General features: G+C 53.3%; 20 protein-coding genes. 14 read left to right on the top strand and 6 right to left on the bottom strand.

The window, feature by feature from the left end; genetic code table 11:
- The first annotated feature begins 226 nt into the window (after nt 1-226).
- The 7 genes from J5289_RS21635 to J5289_RS21665 all read left to right on the top strand — a co-directional run bounded on the left by J5289_RS21635 (nt 227) and on the right by J5289_RS21665 (nt 5,247).
- Nucleotides 227-892 carry a sugar transferase gene (locus J5289_RS21635; protein ID WP_307877433.1) on the top strand — a complete coding sequence of 222 codons (666 nt, stop codon included), beginning with the start codon at nt 227-229 and terminating at the stop codon, nt 890-892.
- A gap of 675 nt (nt 893-1,567) precedes the next feature.
- Nucleotides 1,568-2,161 carry a hypothetical protein gene (locus J5289_RS21640; protein WP_209208034.1) on the top strand — a complete coding sequence of 198 codons (594 nt, stop codon included), beginning with the start codon at nt 1,568-1,570 and terminating at the stop codon, nt 2,159-2,161.
- Between the two features lies 1 nt (nt 2,162).
- Nucleotides 2,163-2,456, top strand: coding sequence for a hypothetical protein (locus J5289_RS21645; RefSeq protein WP_209208033.1), 294 nt, complete (start codon nt 2,163-2,165; stop codon nt 2,454-2,456).
- 8 nt (nt 2,457-2,464) lie between these two features.
- Nucleotides 2,465-2,872 carry a hypothetical protein gene (locus tag J5289_RS21650; protein WP_209208032.1) on the top strand — a complete coding sequence of 136 codons (408 nt, stop codon included), beginning with the start codon at nt 2,465-2,467 and terminating at the stop codon, nt 2,870-2,872.
- A 1-nt stretch (nt 2,873) separates the two neighbouring features.
- On the top strand, nt 2,874-4,718 hold the full coding sequence (locus tag J5289_RS21655) for a hypothetical protein (protein ID WP_209208031.1): 1,845 nt from the start codon (nt 2,874-2,876) through the stop codon (nt 4,716-4,718).
- Nucleotides 4,719-4,729: 11 nt separating this feature from the next.
- Entirely contained in the window at nt 4,730-4,966 is a 237-nt protein-coding gene (locus J5289_RS21660; protein ID WP_209208030.1) for a hypothetical protein, read from the top strand.
- Between the two features lie 8 nt (nt 4,967-4,974).
- Nucleotides 4,975-5,247 (top strand): hypothetical protein, encoded by a 273-nt coding sequence (locus J5289_RS21665; protein ID WP_247750589.1) that lies wholly within the window; start codon nt 4,975-4,977, stop codon nt 5,245-5,247.
- Here the strand turns inward: J5289_RS21665 and J5289_RS21670 are convergent.
- The 3 genes from J5289_RS21670 to J5289_RS21680 form a co-directional block, all read right to left on the bottom strand.
- Complete coding sequence (locus tag J5289_RS21670; protein ID WP_209208028.1) at nt 5,206-5,754, bottom strand: hypothetical protein; 549 nt, start codon at nt 5,752-5,754, stop codon at nt 5,206-5,208. The genes J5289_RS21665 and J5289_RS21670 overlap by 42 nt on opposite strands.
- A gap of 6 nt (nt 5,755-5,760) precedes the next feature.
- Nucleotides 5,761-6,093: a signal recognition particle gene (locus J5289_RS21675; protein ID WP_209208027.1), complete on the bottom strand. Its 333-nt coding sequence runs from the start codon at nt 6,091-6,093 to the stop codon at nt 5,761-5,763.
- A gap of 596 nt (nt 6,094-6,689) precedes the next feature.
- Nucleotides 6,690-7,166, bottom strand: a complete 477-nt coding sequence (locus J5289_RS21680; protein ID WP_209208026.1) for a hypothetical protein — start codon at nt 7,164-7,166, stop codon at nt 6,690-6,692.
- Nucleotides 7,167-8,793: 1,627 nt separating this feature from the next.
- On the opposite strand from J5289_RS21680, the gene J5289_RS21685 reads away from it, so the two are divergent.
- From J5289_RS21685 to J5289_RS21700, 4 genes are all read left to right on the top strand, one after another.
- Entirely contained in the window at nt 8,794-8,976 is a 183-nt protein-coding gene (locus J5289_RS21685; RefSeq protein WP_209208025.1) for a hypothetical protein, read from the top strand.
- 415 nt (nt 8,977-9,391) lie between these two features.
- Nucleotides 9,392-9,721 carry a hypothetical protein gene (locus J5289_RS21690; protein ID WP_209208024.1) on the top strand — a complete coding sequence of 110 codons (330 nt, stop codon included), beginning with the start codon at nt 9,392-9,394 and terminating at the stop codon, nt 9,719-9,721.
- Between the two features lie 32 nt (nt 9,722-9,753).
- Nucleotides 9,754-10,422: a hypothetical protein gene (locus J5289_RS21695; RefSeq protein ID WP_209208023.1), complete on the top strand. Its 669-nt coding sequence runs from the start codon at nt 9,754-9,756 to the stop codon at nt 10,420-10,422.
- A 288-nt stretch (nt 10,423-10,710) separates the two neighbouring features.
- Complete coding sequence (locus J5289_RS21700; protein WP_209208022.1) at nt 10,711-12,141, top strand: hypothetical protein; 1,431 nt, start codon at nt 10,711-10,713, stop codon at nt 12,139-12,141.
- Nucleotides 12,142-12,383: 242 nt separating this feature from the next.
- Here J5289_RS21700 and J5289_RS29940 read toward each other — a convergent pair whose 3' ends face one another.
- A complete protein-coding gene (locus J5289_RS29940) occupies nt 12,384-12,632 on the bottom strand; it encodes a YaaC family protein (protein ID WP_374108589.1) in 249 nt (82 codons plus the stop codon).
- Between the two features lie 476 nt (nt 12,633-13,108).
- Here J5289_RS29940 and J5289_RS21705 point away from each other — a divergent pair, with 476 nt between their 5' ends.
- On the top strand, nt 13,109-14,188 hold the full coding sequence (locus J5289_RS21705) for an IS630 family transposase (RefSeq protein ID WP_111223089.1): 1,080 nt from the start codon (nt 13,109-13,111) through the stop codon (nt 14,186-14,188).
- On the opposite strand, the gene J5289_RS21710 is transcribed toward J5289_RS21705, so the two are convergent.
- Entirely contained in the window at nt 14,151-14,858 is a 708-nt protein-coding gene (locus J5289_RS21710) for a YaaC family protein (protein ID WP_209207322.1), read from the bottom strand. The genes J5289_RS21705 and J5289_RS21710 overlap by 38 nt on opposite strands.
- A gap of 104 nt (nt 14,859-14,962) precedes the next feature.
- On the opposite strand from J5289_RS21710, the gene J5289_RS21715 reads away from it, so the two are divergent.
- Nucleotides 14,963-16,228 carry a hypothetical protein gene (locus J5289_RS21715; RefSeq protein ID WP_209207321.1) on the top strand — a complete coding sequence of 422 codons (1,266 nt, stop codon included), beginning with the start codon at nt 14,963-14,965 and terminating at the stop codon, nt 16,226-16,228.
- A gap of 123 nt (nt 16,229-16,351) precedes the next feature.
- Here the strand turns inward: J5289_RS21715 and J5289_RS21720 are convergent, their stop codons facing one another.
- A complete protein-coding gene (locus J5289_RS21720) occupies nt 16,352-17,095 on the bottom strand; it encodes a hypothetical protein (protein ID WP_209207320.1) in 744 nt (247 codons plus the stop codon).
- A gap of 270 nt (nt 17,096-17,365) precedes the next feature.
- Between J5289_RS21720 and J5289_RS21725 the strand changes: the two genes are divergently transcribed.
- Nucleotides 17,366-17,779 carry a hypothetical protein gene (locus J5289_RS21725; RefSeq protein WP_209207319.1) on the top strand — a complete coding sequence of 138 codons (414 nt, stop codon included), beginning with the start codon at nt 17,366-17,368 and terminating at the stop codon, nt 17,777-17,779.
- The last annotated feature ends 306 nt before the right edge of the window (nt 17,780-18,085 follow it).

An 18,085-nucleotide genomic window follows, 5' to 3' on the forward strand; every position in this document is an offset into this window, starting at 1 on the left:
ATTATCCGAACCAGCAATCACACGCCTGATCTTGCTCGGAGAGATTTTATTTGGCGGGTTGGCTGCTGTTCACCCAATTGCCATAAATTAGTACACCCAGAAAAGGGCCTCTGGAAAATTAATTATTTATTCACTTTATTTTTGACGCTCGCACATCAATGAGTTAAAGAAATAAAACCAAGGCAAGCTTTATCAAGTCCCGTTTCATTTACAGTTGAGGATGCCTGTGTTTAACTATTACGCAGAAATCGATAACACTTCATCAGCCAGTGAAATGAATTCAATTCGGCTGCAGCTGTTTTTGAAGCGTCTACTTGACGTTATTATTTCTCTTCTGGCGCTGATTGTTTTGATCCCGTTGCTGATTGGCATAGCGCTTGCGATCTGTATCGAGGACAGAGGGCCTCCGTTATTCAGCCAGATACGGTGGGGTCGGAACGATACAAAGATACGGGTCTTCAAATTTCGCTCCATGAGTTGCGAGCTTGGAGATCCGACAGGCGTGAAGCAAACCGTCGCTGACGATCCTCGGGTAACCCGTGTGGGCAGATTGCTTCGCAAAACCAATTTGGACGAGCTTCCCCAGCTTTGGAACGTTTTGAAGGGTGACATGTCACTCGTGGGACCGCGCTGCCATGCCGTCGGTATGCTGGCCGCTGGTCTCCGGTATGAGGAACTCGTACCAAGATACCATGAGCGTCACTCCGTGCGCCCTGGTTTGACCGGCCTCGCCCAGATGCGCGGCCTGCGGGGCCCTACAGAACGCCCTTCCAAGGCACGCGCCCGGATCCATGCTGATCTTTTCTACGTCAAGAATTTTTCTCTCGGGCTCGATGCCCGGATCATTGTAGGCACCGTGTTATCCGAGCTGCGCGGAGGTTCCGGCTCATAATCCAAACTGCCTGATGTGGTGTAGCTCTGCGTGCCGGTGGTCTTCTCGCAATTCACTTTACTTTCCTATGGAACGCGGAACGAGCGACTTCGAGCCTCGAGTGGCCGCGATCGCGACGCGTTGTATTAATGGCAATACCTCTCACTCACTACCAAGGTAAAAGCTCAAAGACCGCTCGCGTGGAGGTTCCAGATTTACCTCTGCTGGAGAATGCTGAAAAAAGCGGTCTAATACGTTACTTTGATCGCCCAGAAAAATTGAATGTGCGACCTTCACACGTTCCTCAACATGAGGCATTAGTGTTCGATAACAGCGAAGCATTGCGTGGGTGGAATTCGGGTAATGCGTAAAAATCTGGATTTGCACCTTAAGGATGATTATGACAGTTCGAGCCCTCAGTCTTTTAATTGGCGTTTCTTTGGCGTTGATGTCGTGCCAAGCTCCCGTTCGACAGGTTAGCGGCAATTTCCATGTTGAAAATACCAGGGCTGCGGATGGCGATTACGTGGTACGCCTTACCGATACTGTTGGTTTTGGATCCCATTCAGACGATAAGCCCAATCGTAGTGCAACGGTATTGAGTTTGATGAAGCATGCTTGCCCGGCCGGCCGCGTCGTTCGCGAATCCGTCAACAAAGATGAAAAGTTGGAAACAGTCTATTCGATCTACGTAAAGTGCAAGGGATAGCGGTCAATCTTGCCAAGATTGCCAAGGTCGAAGCAGCCCCTCAGGAAGAGGCGGCGATCCGAGCAGAGATTGGCGCGCTCGACGCGAAGGAAGCCGCTGCAGCCCAGAAGTGGGCCCAAGACGGTGCTGATGGTGAGCCGCCGGCTGTCGATGTTAAAGCCCGTGCTGCCTTGAATGAGCGCCTGGCCGGAGCCGTGGCTAAGAGTGCCGCTAACCGCTCGGCGATTGGTGCCCTTAAGTCAAAGCATCTCGAATTGGCGCGGAAGGTGAGCGCTCTCGATCTGCCGATCGCGCTCGCCGCCAACGTCGTCCTGATGGACAAGCTCGAAGCAAAGACAGCGGAAGCTCGTGAACTGATCGTCAAGCTTATCCCGTTGATGGCATCGATGGACTGGGGGCGAAAGGTCATCGTCGAGGAAACCCATCGGATCAGCAATTCAGGCCTCGGTCACGGCGGCCACGACCTTTTTCATCGCCTGGAACGCCTTCCGGATTGCCGGGCGCTGATGATGGGTGATCCCGCACCGAACCTCTTCTCGGAATGGCTCACAGAGCTCGAATCCTTGAAGCAGGGGAAATGACATGAGCGTTTTCAATCAGGAAGAACTCAAGGTGTTCAATGCTGTCCGCGCTGCCGCCTCGAGTAGCTTGCGGAAGGGCGGGTCTGATCCCATGCGGAAATCTCTCGTCGACCAGGTGAACATCATTGATCGCCTCCAAGAGATGCTCGAGCTGGTCGCCACTCTCGAAAAAGCAGAGAGGGTTAGCGCCGCTTCGACGAGAGGCGTTCAAACTTTGAAGGATCAGATCAGAATCATTCAGGAAAACGATGCTGCTCATGCTCAGGCGATCGCCCGCCGCGGCGAACCAGGATAGGAGCTGCCATGTCCGCCCTCCGCTCCGCATTCATGGCCGGCACATCGGCGATCGGTCGCGCCATCGGCCGGCCGCCAGTGGCCGCACCGGTGGTGGCTTACGTCGTCGCTATCGTGGCGGGTGATCTTGTCGGCATCTACCGCAGCAGCAACCTCGCTCGAGACATCGCCTCGATTCAGCGCGAAGTCCCGGCCTCGAAGATCGGCTACATCTTGGCCGTGGCCGTCGACCCCAAGATGATTTCACGCTTGGCTGAAGGCAACCTTTCCGAATGGGCCGTTGGCGGTGGATGGTTCAGGACAACGCTCGAAGAGGCCGAAGCTGCCATTGATGCCGCAGCCAAGGCCTACACCGGGATATCGCCATTTCACTCGACCACCGATGCGGTGATCGCGACCAGCCGCAGGAGACGCTGACATGGACGTCTGGAAGATTGGGGTCCACATCGGCATGACGAACGGCATGTCACCGGTGCTGGCGTTGATTGGTGCTGACCTGCTGGGATTGAAAGGCAAAGTCGGCGACGTCGAGCACGCCTTCACAGCTTGGAAACCCGCGCTGGCCGGCGCCCTTGGGATCATCACCGGGGGAGCGATTCTCGAGGGAATGGCTAAGCTCGTCGATCATGGCCAGGAGCTTGTCCATGTCCAGCAGCAGCTTGCAGCCGCCGGGGTTGATCAAGTCGATGTTGCCAAGGCAACGGCTGACTCGTGGAAGGTAGCCTCGGAATATGGGTTGAAGGTCTCGGATGTCCTGGCCGATATCAAAGAAGCCCGCATGGTGTTCGGATCGACCGAGCACGCCATGGAATTCATCAAGCCCCTCGAGCAAATGCGGGTCGTTCTGAATGGCACGACTGAAGGTTCCGGCAACAATGCGGCTTCAGCAGTCTACGAAATGGCGCGTGCCGGCGAGTTGAAGGGTCTGCAGGGGCCGGATCAATTCGTGTCATACTTCGACCAAATGACGAAGGCGATCACGGCGTCTGGTGGCAAGGTCGAGCCGAAGTCGTTCCTTCAAGCCACCCAATATGGCCGCCTTGCTTCAAAGGGCTGGGATGAAGAGTTCTATACCAAAATCTTGCCGTCGATGATCCAGGAGATGGGGCCCAGCCAATCCGGTACCGCCCTCATGTCGCTGTTTGGCACCGTCGTGCAAGGCAAGGTCACAAAGCGCTCGCTGGGCCAGATGATAGACCTTGGCATGATCGAGGACCCGTCAAAAGTCATTTATGACGGCAAGGGCGACCCGGTCGGTTTTAATCCAGGCGCTGTCAAAGGCACCGATCTAATGACCAAGGATCCCTATCGTTGGGCCCAAGAGGTATTTAGGCCGCTAGTCGAAGCCAAGCTCGGGCACGAGGTGAAGGCCGGAGACGAGAGTGCCATCTCCTTAATCGGCGGCATGTTCGGCAACCGAACGTCTGCACAGGCTATCGCTACCCTGCTTCTCGAAAGCCAGCGCATCAACAAAGATGCCAGCATCATTGGCGGCTCCCATGGCCTTGATGCGGCACCGGGCCTGGTGGCCAACGATCCCAAGACTGTCCAGAAGAACTTCACCGACTCGTGGGACAATCTTCTTACGGCTCTCGGCTCTCCGCTCGTGCCGCTCTCCATCAGTGCCATGAATAGCATCGCTGACGTCGTCAAATCCGTGACAGGCGTTGCGGCTGCTCACCCAGAGGCCGTCAAAATTGTGGGAGAAGCCATTGTAGGGCTTGGGCTTGCTCTAGCCGGCCTTGGAGCTGTTGCTGTTCTCACGGCCGCGGCCGCCTTGCTACCTGGCGGCGCTGTCGTCGTCGCAATCGTCGCACTCGGCGGCATCATCGCTAGCATCGTCAAATTCAACTGGCAGGGCATCAAGGCCACTCTGACCGGCATCTATGACGCGATCGCGGACTTCATCAACAAGATGACCGGGCTCGTGACGAACATGTTCGGGACAGGGGCAATCCCTCGGCCAAAAGATGGTGCAGCCGCTCCGACATGGCAGCCTCCATCAATCGCTCCTCGTGGACAAAACGAAGCCCCGGTCTGGAGCGCACCCGCCGCTGGGGGCCGCGGCATTCATCCGACCAACTGGGTGCCGCCGGCGAACAACAACACGCCACAGGTCATCCACACTGCGTTGAACGTAGACGGCCGGCGTCTGGCTACAGCCGTCAGCCAGCATATGGCCTCGAACAGCCAGTGGAGCAATTCGTCCTCGTCGTTCGACGGCCGGGCGATGCCTTCGCCCACCGACGTCTCATTTATCTGAAGGAGATCCCAATGAATGTCTATCCACCCACTGAAGGTCCGAACAGCGTGAGCCCGATCACCGTGAACGGTCGCACCTACACGCCCGTCGTCGGCCGATCCCAGACGGTTCCTGATCAGGACGGCCTGGTGCTCACTGCCAATGGCTGGACGAAGCACACGGGCATCGCGACGGTTCAAATCACTCAGGCGCAGTACAATGCGCTGACGTCGCCAGATCCAAACACGCTGTATGCCATCGTGGGATGAGCGCTCCTATGCTCGCGATTGCAGAAGAGCTTTCAACCACTCACAGGCGGCACCTGAACAACTACCAGATTAGCATTGTGGCCCGTCAGCACGGTTTGACCAGGGACGAGGCAAGATCGGCGGCCATCATGGCCGATCGCATCAGGCGGCATCGTCAGGCGGAAGAGCAGCGCAACTGCTACCAAGTCGAGCTGGTGCCGGTAGATGCGCCAATCGTGCTGAAATCGGAAGGGAAGGCATCAAGCCCTCGATCGAATAAAGTCAGCCAACGTCATGCCTGAAGCGAGATAATCGTCCACGTAGAGAACTTTTCCGCCACGCTCGGCTGCGGTCTTCAATGGACCGTTCTTATTCGGTCGTTCCTTGGTAAAAACAATCGAACGCATAGATCGAACCGCTAGCGCCAAATCTCCCTCGTTTTTCGCCAATAGGGCCCTCGGTCTCGACGTTGGCTTCACGCGGTGCCTTTGCTCAGCGATATAAGCAATTTCCTCGGCTGACGCGAACCTGCCTTGGTTAAAGCCAGCCACGCGTTGCTCAGACTGGCTCAAGCCCGGATTGGAGAACCCAAAAAACGCATCTGTTTTGATCCCATTGTCAACAATCGTTCGCGCCACGAACTCTTGCTTTTCAAGCGGCATATTGACGATTTCAATTTCTCCCTCGCGAGTGATGAAAACATTGAATTCGCTGACAGGCAATTCGGCGGCCAGTTCAAGTCCCTCCGAGAGCAGGAAATCCCAAACGTTATTATCGATGTATACACCAATCGTCTTACTACTCTCCACGGCCGCCTATTGGACGAAGTTCAGTTTCTTCGCTACACGGCGTTGCTGGGCGCAGAACGCAAACTTACCGCTGTCCGACATTTGCTCGACCTGGGCTTGCTGGCCTCTGGACATAAGAGCCAGCGAGGATGCAAAATCGAGATCGTCGGCCGAGACTTTCTTGTCGATGAACTGTTGAATTGCGTTCTGGTCATAGGTCATGCCGCATTGACTTTCTGCGGCCAGAAGAGTGCTTAGTTGAAGCTGCACTGCCATACTGTCCTCGGCGTGCGAGAGGAGCGGGAAAGCGAAAACCGCCAGCGTGATCGAAAGAGATAAGACGGCGCGGCTTTGCTTCATGATTTCCTCCAGAGGAGTTCATCATTATCGGGGCTCGCGCGAAAGTCGAGTGGCCTTTTCCGTATTCGCTTAGCTAAAACCTTTGATGACCGGTCGCGCTACGCACCGGCACCAACCGGAGGGGCAGTGAGGCTCGCCAGGGAGAGACCCATTGGGAACGGCTTTGTAGGCAAACCGCTTGCCCTCGTTCCGGCGACAGTCGTCGCATACGTCTTCATCACCCACCTGAAATGGGTCACACCCAGCGCAACAGATCGTTCGCGGTCCCGCTCAGCAGACGCAGAAAACTTGGCTCTCATGGTTGCGGAATGGCGCTCGGCGGCATCCCTTCTCTCTTCTTCGCTTAGGCACTTTGTCGAAGGCTTCCGCACTCTCGCCGAAGGATTCACCGGTGGTGAGGCGGATTGCGCCGGATCATCGCGACTGGGGAGGGACTTCGTTCCCTTGCCGCCAAAGAGTTTGTCGAAAAATCCCATGCCCGCCTCCGCGAAGCATCCTTATCTGGAGTCGCGTCAAAGTCGAGAGGTGAGTTCAGCGGTGAGAGCTGTAGCCCCCGCATGCGAAGTTTCCTCCAATGGAGGGAACCTGATCGCTGATCACGTTGGATCGGGCGACAACCTTTTCTTTGTCTTTCCGGCCCCACGCTTCACCCGAATGTTTAACTCGTCAGAAAACTGGCGGTATCTTATCTGGTCGAATGAAGACATGTCCGATAGGGCGTCGCACTCGGTGGACACCAAGTACTCTTCTGGAACGCTACCCTTTCCGAAAATCTTCTCAAGGGATTGTCGACGCAATATCTCGGCGACCTCTGCAGTTTGATCTCGGTCGCGCGTGGAAGGTGGGGGCTTTCTCTGGGTCGCCACGGGCTCATCAATCCTAAGCTCGGCATCGACAGCGCGGTGGATGTCCGAGATTGGGTAGACGATTTTCCCGCTCTTCCCGTGCAGGTAGCGGATACGGCCGGCAGCCCGCCATTTATTGAGCATCTGTGCGCTAAGCCAGGGAAACCTCTCCAGCAGCTCGTCGTGGCCGACCATATCGTCAAGGGTGACACGGGCGGGCTCGGTCATAAGCGAGCGTCACCCTTAAGTAATAACTCATATGTCTTTTTAACGATGACGATCCTCTTTTTCCTCGGTCTTTGATATATGATTGGCTGAGCGAGCTGCCATGTCACGTTGAGCTCAATTGCATTATCGAACGAAATCTCATTAAAGTTTGTAGGATTAGACAGAGGTAGATCCGTCTCTGTGTTTCCCGAAACAATCATCGACATGTGACCAGGCATCAAAGAACTGATGATTGCTCTCGTCGAATTGTTTGTCCTCAATGTGAATTCATGTCGCCTTACGCCGACCGCCCACGATAAAACCATGGGTCTTCTACTCTGGTTGACAACTCTCAAGTACGGAAAAAGTGTGCCCTGAATGCTATAGGGCAAGCCAACAATGAACATAATCGGCGCGTCTTTGGATAGACGTTCTTGGAGGACGAAAGCCCCGGTGGCGAGGCCTACCAGTGCCCCGGTGCCTTTGATGAATTCCCAAAACTCGACCATCAGCGTCCATATTATTTTTGGAAGGCTTTTACGCAATGACTGACAGAGCTATTTCCATGTTGCAATCCATGTTGCGTGGATTCGCCGCGTGTCAGTGGAAATACCTGAAAACCAAGGGAAGCTGCTTGCAACAATAATGCAACATGGAGAGGCCCCGTAGGCCACCTCTTGGTCGCTAATGCTCTGAATTTAATAAGGAATTTTTGGTAGCGGGAGAGGGACAAGAACCTCCACTCACCCGCAAGCCATTGACCAAACATCGTTTTGATCGAGTCTCCGACATCTCACTACATGTCCGTTAGTACCTTTAAGACCGTCGGGAGGCAAGGTGTGCGGCCCCCAATACATTGCAAGTTGACAAAACTTGGTGGGACAACGAGGTTAAGACAGTTGCGGTTGCCTCGCTTACCTATCCACTATGATAGAGTGAAGGTCGTTCGCCGCGTTTCCTGCTCTGCCTGCGGTTGGTATCTGACTGTCATTCATCGTGGCGCTCCACCACCCATGAGGTGATCGCAGCCCCACCAGCTCGGACGTCTCTATAGGTCGAGCTAATCTTACTCAGCACCGCACTGTCGTCTGTATCGATCTCGTAAAACGTGCTGTCGACCGCTCGGATTATAACCCACGCCTTGTCTGACCGCGTGGGTCCGGAGCCATAGAATTCGCCCCAGATTACCTGCCGTGTTTTCTCCGCCAAGTCAGCTAGATCAGAGCCTGAGAGCCGGGCATTCTCCAGAGCCAATGCCTCCAATTGCTCGCCACCTTCACCTGTTGCCTCAAACCATTCGTGCCCAGACCTGGACGACTTGACTGTCGAAACAATCCAATCTGCCTGCAGAGACCGAGGTGTCAAAAGCCGCAGTAAGTCTCTGAGATCAAGCGCGAGGACATTCTGTTTAAGATCATAAATCCTAAGTATCGCCATGAAGTCCCCCTGGCCCAGGAAGTGCATTGGCAGCAGAACTTTGTCAACAGGGCCAAATGCGAACAACACTCTAGATAGAGGTTGAGACGACGGTAAATATAAGTCAACAAATTTATAGCCTTATTGTGGTTCCAAACCCAAGTCGCACAATTCTGTTGACGGGTCTGTGTTTTCAAAACACCATTCTTTCATCCCCACATGAAAGACGAAAATGGAAAAAATTCAGATTGAGCTTGATGATATTCAAGCCTTGGCCTTAGCCAACTTTTGCAAACGAGCATTTATTGAGCGGGTGCAACCATTTTCTCAATCTGAAAATGAAGCGTGGCAAATGGTTTATGCCATCGACGCGCTTCGTTTTGCCTTGGAAAAAGCTGGCTGGTTTCCACGATGAGTGCCCCCGCAGCCTCATCAAAAGATGCAATTGGGCTGCTAGAAAATAAATATTGCAATCTCTTGCGAAAATACGAATCCGCTTTATGTGCGAAAATCGTCTAGAAATACGTTTCTAACAATTGCCGTTTTATCGTTCGCATTAGGACATTTATACCACTATTCCCCCTTGGTGGCCTCTTTACCGCAGATTACTCCCATTTTCGCAAAAAAATCTACTTATTGGAGGGCTTGCGGAATGGCGACTGATGCTACACCTTTGTGTCATCGGCAGGGAAAACCCACCGTCATCGCGTAATCAGTTCGCAAATTGCGAGCTGTCAGAGGGCGTCCAAAAAACTCCCTGATTATCAACTGCAAAACTTTCGCTCGCGGAAGTCAGCGAAGCTTTGCCAAAAATCGAAGAAGGATTCTCGATGCCTACTTTTACTGATTTCAAATACGGCCCCGCCAACAAGATTTGCCGAAAGGCTGGCCTTAATATCGACCAATGCGCCACCTTCGGCGAGTATACGGAGGCATTTCAAGCGCTTGATCGTAAGATTGGCCACAAGCTGGGCGACTTCTTTTTGACACTGCCCGCATCGACCGGTGAGACGGCGGTCATTCAGGCCATACTGCACGCGGCAGATTACTCACGTTTCGCTGACCAGATGACGCCAGGCGACGTATGGCAGCGCTTCCAATATGTTAGCGGTGAACACGCTGAAACTGTCGCCGCCGCAATCCTTCGTCAAAACCGGTAACGGACTATTTTCCATCAGCGCTCAGGAGCTTGATGGTCACCATGGTTCGGCGCTTTAAACCCGCGCCGACCAATTCTGGATTGTCAGCGGCCGCTAATCTTGCGCGGACAGGCGGTTTCAAAAAGGTAGAGATGATGAATGAGATACTCAATTTGCAGGTTTATCAAAACCTCGTTCCTGCAACAGAAGCAAGACTGATCCGGCGCATATTGACAGATAAGTTGACACAAATGGTCTACCGAGGCGTCTACTTTGACGACACGTACGACTTCATCTCGTACATTGTACAACAAATACAAGCTTCCCCTGGATTTTACATTGTTCTAACTTCTCTCGAAGTCGACCGCATTGCGGCGCAACTTGAGTCTTCTTACGAAGACGTGAAAAATAAGGCTTTCTGGGAGAATAGGAGAACGGTAATTGCTGACCGCATTATATTTCACAGTTCTGATGCTGTCGACGGAGCCCGCTTTGCGGCTGAATTCGCGAAGGCAAGGTTCGTAAAGCAAATACCGTTGTGGATAGACCGAGAGGCGACCGTTTTCGTCCCCTTGAGACTGAGTAAACCTGATGCAGCTAATCTTGAAGAGTTTTGCCAAAAGGTAATCTATGAGACCCTTTCTCTCTCGGACCTTACCGACAGTCAGCTCGTCGGTACACTTGAGAAGCTAGCCGCAAATATTGTCACTGCTGGTGGCTAACTAAGCAAACATAGTGTGCGCTTTCCTTCGACATAAGGCGGCTTGACTGGATGTCCGCCAGAACGGAACCTCTATTAAACGCCAATAACGGGTAGTAACGCTCCGGTGTTCAATTGGGATATTTGAATGATCGACCTCGGCGACCTCGCTTTAAAGACCCCTCAACGGGATAGTTGAAGAGCGGGCTGGTAGCCAAGCCAGCCAATACCCCAGAAATCACGCCTTAGGCGGTCAACTGATTTTGACGGGTGACGCGGTCGCGATCCACATAGAAAAGGTATTACAGGCATGTTTGCATCAGCCGCGAACGTGAGCCCGGCTGCGCATTCGTTTTTCGATTACCGCAAATTCGGCGCTCGTCAACATATCGAAAATCTACATCCGTACAATCAACGTAACAGCGACGGGCAGAGGAACGGGGTAGTAAGCTTCGCGCAACGCGTTCACGGTCGAGAAAAGCAATGGCAGGAATGGACCGTCCCAACCGGTGGCGACGCTATTTTAGAAGCCGACCGCCTTAGTCGCCAGGATAACCGAGAGGACATTTACGTGTCCCAAGCGACCTTCACGAAATGGCGTTCGATTTCTCAAATCGCCACGATTGGTGCATGTTTTGTCGATCTCGATTATCATAATTCCCTACGTTGGAAAGGTCGAGAGGCGACGGACGTTGCCAGCGCTGTCTTGGTCCATTTGGACGACTTGATGATTCCGGCTCCGTCTTACATCTTGTCGACAGGGCGCGGCTTGGTGTGCGTCTGGCTTACTGAACTTTTACCGCGTGGTGCGCTTCCAAGATGGAACGCTGTGCAGAAGAGCCTTCTTGGGGCACTGGAACACTTTGGTGCAGACAGACGTGCCCTAGACGCCGCCCGGGTTTTCCGCCTCTGTGGAACCGAGAATTCGCGTTCGCAAGGGGATCAGCGAGTTGTAAGGCTCCTCTGGTGTCAAGGATCGCCTGAGGTTCCCACTCGACACGTTTTCTCAACACTTGCAGATGAGGTTTTGCCGCTGACTCAAGAGGAGTTGCGTGCCAAGCGGGCGACGCGAAGATTGGAGGTAAAAGACAGGACTGCTCCTGCAATCGCTCATTCTGCTGCATCCTATTGGGAATGCGTTCTTACCGACCTGCAGACGTTGCGGGCCCATCGCTATTCCGATTGCGCGTTAACCGAAGGTCAGCGGGACAGTTGGCTTTTCATAGCCAGTGTTGCGATTTCATGGATTTCGCCGCCCGAGGTTCTGGGGAGAGAAATAACCGCGCTAGCAAACGAAGCTGCTGGCTGGCACGAAAGTGAATCTCGATCTCGCATGGCGGCCGTTATAAAACGGGCTCGGCTTGCGGCGTCCGGCAAAAAGCTCATGTTCGGCGGAATCGAAGTTGACTGTCGCTATCGGATGAAGGCGAGCACCATTGTGGAATGGCTGCATATTGATCCAGCAGAACAGAGAGCAGCCGGACTGCGGGTTTTGGTCGACAGCACTCGTAGGCAAGAGCTTTCCGTTGAGAGAATGGAAGAATCCCGTCGTCGACATGGAGTAAAGTCGCGGAAGGATCAACAGGCCGCTCGAATTGGGATGGGTCAAGCAGCGCTCTACTTACAGGGCAAAGACGCGATGTCGAGAGACGAGCTTGCAACACACTTTGGTGTCTCGGCGGGGCAAATCTCAAAAGCAATGGCCGAAGCCAGACTACTGCGACCGCCTCCAGGATCATGACCGGTGATAAGGTCGAGAATGAAAGCCGAGCTGCCCAGACCCCGCTCCGGTAAACACCATACACCGCATCACTTCGTGACCACAACTTAGATCGCCTCCCCGACGACGAAGGGGTTTCCAAAAATGGTCCGCCAGAGGGCCCCTCGGAGAGCCGACACTTTGAGCGCAGTGAAAAGTGGTAGTCGGTCACTAAAGCTTATCAAAACTCATTCCATGTCGGCTGCAGTTATAAATGGGATCATCTAAATGGCATATGGCAGATATCTTGAAATGGAACGCAGGACGATCACAAAAAACTTCCGTTGAAACGATGAGAAGTAATGGCGAGTAAGAAGCGATATCTGCGACGAAACTTCATTTAGAAGCACACTACCCCACTCATCTGGCCTGTACCGCATAATATTTGAATAGGTGCTTGTTATTAAAAAATGTACAGCCACTTCAGGTAGTATAACAGGAAAGAATGGGTTATCTATACCAGAGGTTTCCACGTATATCGGTGTAAACGCATGCTGATATGGAGTGAGCCTGAGAAGCGGGTACGGTTATCACAATTTTTCCGTGCCGTTCAAAGCGTGAAAAGCCGTTAAAAGCACTTTCAATCCCATCCAAAGATGGGCGTCTCTCGCCATCCCCGATATGGAACTCCCAGGTCACACTTCTTGGGTCGTTGGCGCTTGCAATCTCCAGAGGGTAACATCGACTATCTCGCCCGGTGGTAAGTTTATAGTAATCTGTCATTTCCGGAACAAGGCTTAACAACGTGCCCAAGCTAACACTAAATCTCCTTTTGTAGAATTCGATCAGCGCATTTGTACAATCTATATTAAATTCTATACTTGATGTTTTTACCAGTTGCGTTGGGAACGCGGTCACAAGATCGCTAAACGTGCCTCTAGTGGTTACCGCCTGACATAAGAGTCCCGTATGGGATTCCATTTGCTGGGTTGGCATGCGAGTCTGGCGCATGCGCACAGGAATATCGTTCACCGTTTCGCCAACAGATCACCAACGCCTAATGGCCTTGACCAGGGATCGCAATGCGCCCCAAAAGCACGTCTGGCGGGCCGAGATCATCCTGCTGAGTGCCGATGGCGTCGGGACTGTCGAGATTATGCGCCAGACCGGCAAATCGAAGACCTGCGTATGGCGCTGGCAAGAGCGCTTCGCCACAGAAGGCGTCGAGGGTCTCCTGCGCGACAAGACGCGGCCGTCGCGTATTGTGCGGCTCGGACCCGATGTCGCCGAGCGTGTGGTGGCCCTGACGCTGGCTGATCCGCCGGGCGAGACGACGCACTGGACGGCCGACATGATGGCGACGGCCGCCGGCATCAGCGCCAGCGCAGTCAGGCGTATCTGGAAAGCGCATGGCCTCGCACCTCATCGGTGGCGGCAGTTCAAATTGTCCAACGACCCGAAATTCGTCGACAAGCTGCGAGACGTTGTCGGCCTCTATGTTGATCCGCCAGCCCACGCCGTCGTGTTGTCGGTCGATGAGAAAAGCCAAATCCAGGCGCTCGACCGCACCCAGCCGGGCCTGCCGATGAAGAAGGGTCGGCTCGGCACCATGACCCACGACTACAAGCGGCACGGCACAACCACGCTGTTTGCCGCCCTCAACGTGCTCGACGGCACCGTCATCGGCCGCAACATGCAGCGTCATCGTCATCAGGAGTTCATCCGCTTCCTCAACGCCATTAACGCCCAGGTGCCGGACGACAAGGCCGTCCACGTCATCCTCGACAACTATGCTGCCCACAAGCATCCCAAGGTGAGAGCCTGGCTCGACCGTCACGAGCGTTTCACCTTCCACTTCACTCCGACTTCAAGCTCATGGCTCAACGCGGTGGAGGGTTTCTTCGCCAGGCTGTCGAAGCGGCGTCTGAAACGCGGCGTTTTCCATTCCGTCGTCGATCTCCAGGCCGCCATCAACCGTTTCCTCGTTGAGCACAACAAAAAGCCAAAGCCCTTCACTTGGACCGCCGATCCCGACAAAATCATCGCCGCCGTTAAACGCGGGCACCAAGCGTTAGATTCCATCCACTAGGAGAGTCGCCGCCAAACTGGGCTTGCACAACATCTGGGAGATACGCCATCCCGTGTGAGCCCGGAAGCATATCTTTCCTGTACCGAAGTGGATTGTTAAGTACAATTGCGCCATATGTATATGCGGTTAACGCGTAGAAGAAATTGAGAGGCTTAACCATGAGCGAGCCTTGTTTGCCTGCTATGTACAGTTCTCTGCCCTGCGAGAAGCAATTCTTAATTCTCGCGGCCTCCTCAGCACTTATACCTGCGTTTTCTGATTCACCGGTCGCCAACTTCCTAAGCTTGTAGATGCTACGTATATCCGCAACGTTTTCCAGTGACTCAGACAATTCGAGAAGAGAGTCATCGAAATCGAGCGAGTCAATCGGTAGCAGTTGCAAAACGTTATTCGACTGTATTCGCTTTCCAACTTCCTTGCGGATCAAGGATAAATTTTTTGCTGGGGCAAGCTCAGGAGACTTGAGGTCAGCTGCACCCTCAATCTGCTCATAATCGCGCTGACTTTGGAATTGCTTCTTTTCGGCGGGCGAGAGGGCCTGCCACTTTCTGGCAATAGCCAACCGTTCTTCTACCAGCTGATCATAGTCGATATCGGTTCGAAAAATCGGTTGGTTGACGGCATCTACGAAAGAAAGCTTATCCTCGATTATTTCCTGCAACGTCGCCATTTAAAAACTCGCTCCCCAATCATCTTATACGTGCGCCAATCACGGCTTACTGACTTCGGTTGTCTCTTGCAATCTTTAGTACCACGATGACGGCAGGAGGACTGATGGGATATCAATTCATTCACATGGAGTCGTTTTCGCGGAAGGCTGACTCAAAGGGTCGGTCGGTCGAATTCATCCTTTCGGAGGCCAGCAGAAAGACTGCGTCGTCGATTCACGTTGCAAATCCACTGCCGCCAATTGTTATTTACGGGCTAGCCATTGATGCGCTGCGAGAGGTGCACGACGATGAGGTTGCGGCAGCGGTCATTCAAACTGCCGGTGGTAAGTCGAGGAAAATTCGGCGAGATCAAAAGACTTTGCATACCGTTGTCGCGTCACATCCTGCAACTATGGAAGAAACTCGCGCGTCTTCGGAGACGCGCCTTGAGGTAGAGGAATGGGAACGAAGAACAATCAAATGGCTTCATTCCCAGTATGGAGAAAATCTGAAAACTGTCATTCGCCACGAGGACGAATCGCATTGGCACGTTCATGCCTACGTTCTGCCCGATGCCAACGGTGATTGGAAAGCTACCAAGTTTCATCCGGGCGTCACCGCAAAACGGGAGGAAATGACCTTTCGCGCTCAAACGAGCGATGACGGTAAAGCACTCAACAAATTCGGCGATTCAGCTTACAAACGAGCGATGCGAATTTGGCAGGATAGCTACCATGAGACCGTCGGTATTCCTTCTGGCCTAACCCGCCTGGGTCCGCAACGCCGTCGTCTGAATAGGGACGAGTGGCAACGCGAGCAATCTCAAGCGCAAGCTCTAAAGAAGGCGATAGAGCGAGCATACAAAGTGAAGGAGTCAGGCGACGGCTTCGTTGCACGAACGAAAATTCAGGCGGAAAGGGTTCGCGTTGAAGCTTTGAAGCAATTAGAGGTTGCCAGATTAACAAATGCGGCTGCTCTAGCCTCCGAAAGCTCAGCGCAGAGAAAGCAAAGTGAGGCAGCCGTCATTTTATCTGACGTTCGCCATTTCTCCGGAGTGGGAGGACGCCTACGAGCCTTGTGGGATGGACTTAGTGAGTCGAAAATTGCCACCAGGATCAAGCGCGAATTTGCGGATGAGATCGACCGCGTTCAAACTGCTATCAAAAATATTCAGGATTCGTTGAAAGCCGAGCAGAAACGCCGCCGCGAAGCTGAACAGGAAGCTGTTGAAGCGCGAAAGGAGGCCAGAGCTGCAAGAGCAGTGGCCGTAATCGCTGTAAGAGAACGTGATCGTGCTTGGTCGCTGCTTCCAATCGATAAAAGACCAAAGCCTGTGATTGCAACACCGAGTATGGTTTTGACTCCAAAATTGGACAAACGAGATCGGTAGAGAAGGTGGAAACGATGTCATCACCTTCGCACGCTTGGCCGTTACCCGATCAACCAGGGATATTGCAGGCAGCGAAAACCTGTTGTTTTCCAGCGGATCAATCATTCCTCATGAAGGAAATAATCATATTGGAGACCTAGACCCATTTGGGTCGTCACTGTCCTTTGGATTCTGCTCATCTCGGGTTCTCTCTTCGGCTTCTCGCTTCAGGTCTTCGCGCCACCTCGCCGCTTCTAATGGCATGGTCGCAAGTGTTTCTTCTTTGGTTTTTTGACGAGAAAGTCGAAGCGCCTTCCACCCGTCGCCAATGGCCGCTTGGTCAAGCCAGTCGTGCACATGAGCCGGGGTGATCTTCTTGAGAGCAGCTATTGCGTCAGCTCTGAAAAAGTCGTGCTGCAGATGGTCTAGAAGTGTGTGGGGATGAGGCCATTCATCAGCATACCTATCCGGCATCCCAGGTATTTTTACTTTTGGGGGTTGATGCTGCCTGCGGATTTGAGCGACGTCATCGGCTGTCAGACCATCCATAATTTCGAGATTTTCCTCTCCGTATCTGGGCGCAAAATCCCGCTCTATGTGCAACGTATAGTCGAATTCGCTGGAATGGCGTTCGTTCTTTTTCAGCGAACGCGAAGGGGGTAGAGCTAGCGGGACTTGTGCGGAGTATATCCGAATAAATACCGGCTTGATCGGCGCGGAGAAGATGATTAGCAATATGATGAGGAGTAGCGCCAGACGCCTACGCTCGCGTTCGTATTGCTTTTTTCGTTGCTCAATGTCCTCAAGATATTGCAGCCATCGGTGCTCCGCGCGACGCTTCTTCCTCGCCTCTTCCTTGAGAATTTGCGCTGTTAAGATCGTTTTCATGACAATACTCCTTTTGACCATCACATGGTCGCGACGAAGCAAGCAAGGAACCAGACCCTAATGCGCGATTCTATCTTGCAACGGCGGTACTGCTGATGCAGCATAACCCTGCGAGACCAGGATGAGGTGACTATTAGGGTGACCTATTGTTTCAATCCATCCAGCAGCCAACTACGAAGCTCCTTCTCCTTCTCCTTCTCCTTCTCCTTTACCTCGCCTCGCTCTCATGTAAGTCTCAGACCGAGATTCAGTTCTGTGATGGGGTTGCCTATGCTTGCCAAAGTTATGCTTGCGCCAAATCCGAACCGCAACGATCAAATCGACCGCGTCCTTATCATTGAGGAAAGCTTGGATAAGCAGACTGTCCGCGTACTGAACGTGGATGCCCTCAATAAAAATCCGGCGCTCATGAAGCCATACGGCGGCAGCTACGCGGCGGCAACGAACACCTGGAAAGCGGTATCCGTTATCCTATTACTTGGCGGCATCGTTCTGGCGATGGTCTGGCATTGGTGGCTGTTCATTTTGGGCCTTATTCTGGCTTGGATAATCGCTCGTCACAATAAGCAAGACGCGGCGGAATTTGCTCAGGAAATCATAACTAAGTACCCGAGAGCGATTGATGAATTCGCAAAGCAGGGTCTCGTATGGGAGCTTCCTGCGGTGAAGGTTGTTCCTAGTTAAACTCGAAGGATGTTTTTCTGGTTGCATGACGCGCTGACAGACCGGCTTGATTCCTCAACCTTGCACTTCTCGTTGGGTACCGTCTCCCGGTGTGACCCGCCTTGGCGACTTTTGATTGCTGTTGTGAATCTAGGAGTAGGAAAGGGGCAAGCGCGGTTTACCGGAAGTCTTTGCCACCTTGCCTAGTCGCCAAGCTGGTTAGGCCGTTTTCGTCTTATTCCGAACTCGAAGATCAGTTCGCCCGTGCCGCGAAGACACACGTATCGCAGCCGCTCGGGCGGACGGGTGAAGCAAATGTCGTGTCGA

This window comes from Rhizobium sp. B230/85, from assembly GCF_019355735.1.
Classification (GTDB): Bacteria; Pseudomonadota; Alphaproteobacteria; order Rhizobiales; family Rhizobiaceae; genus Rhizobium; species Rhizobium rhododendri.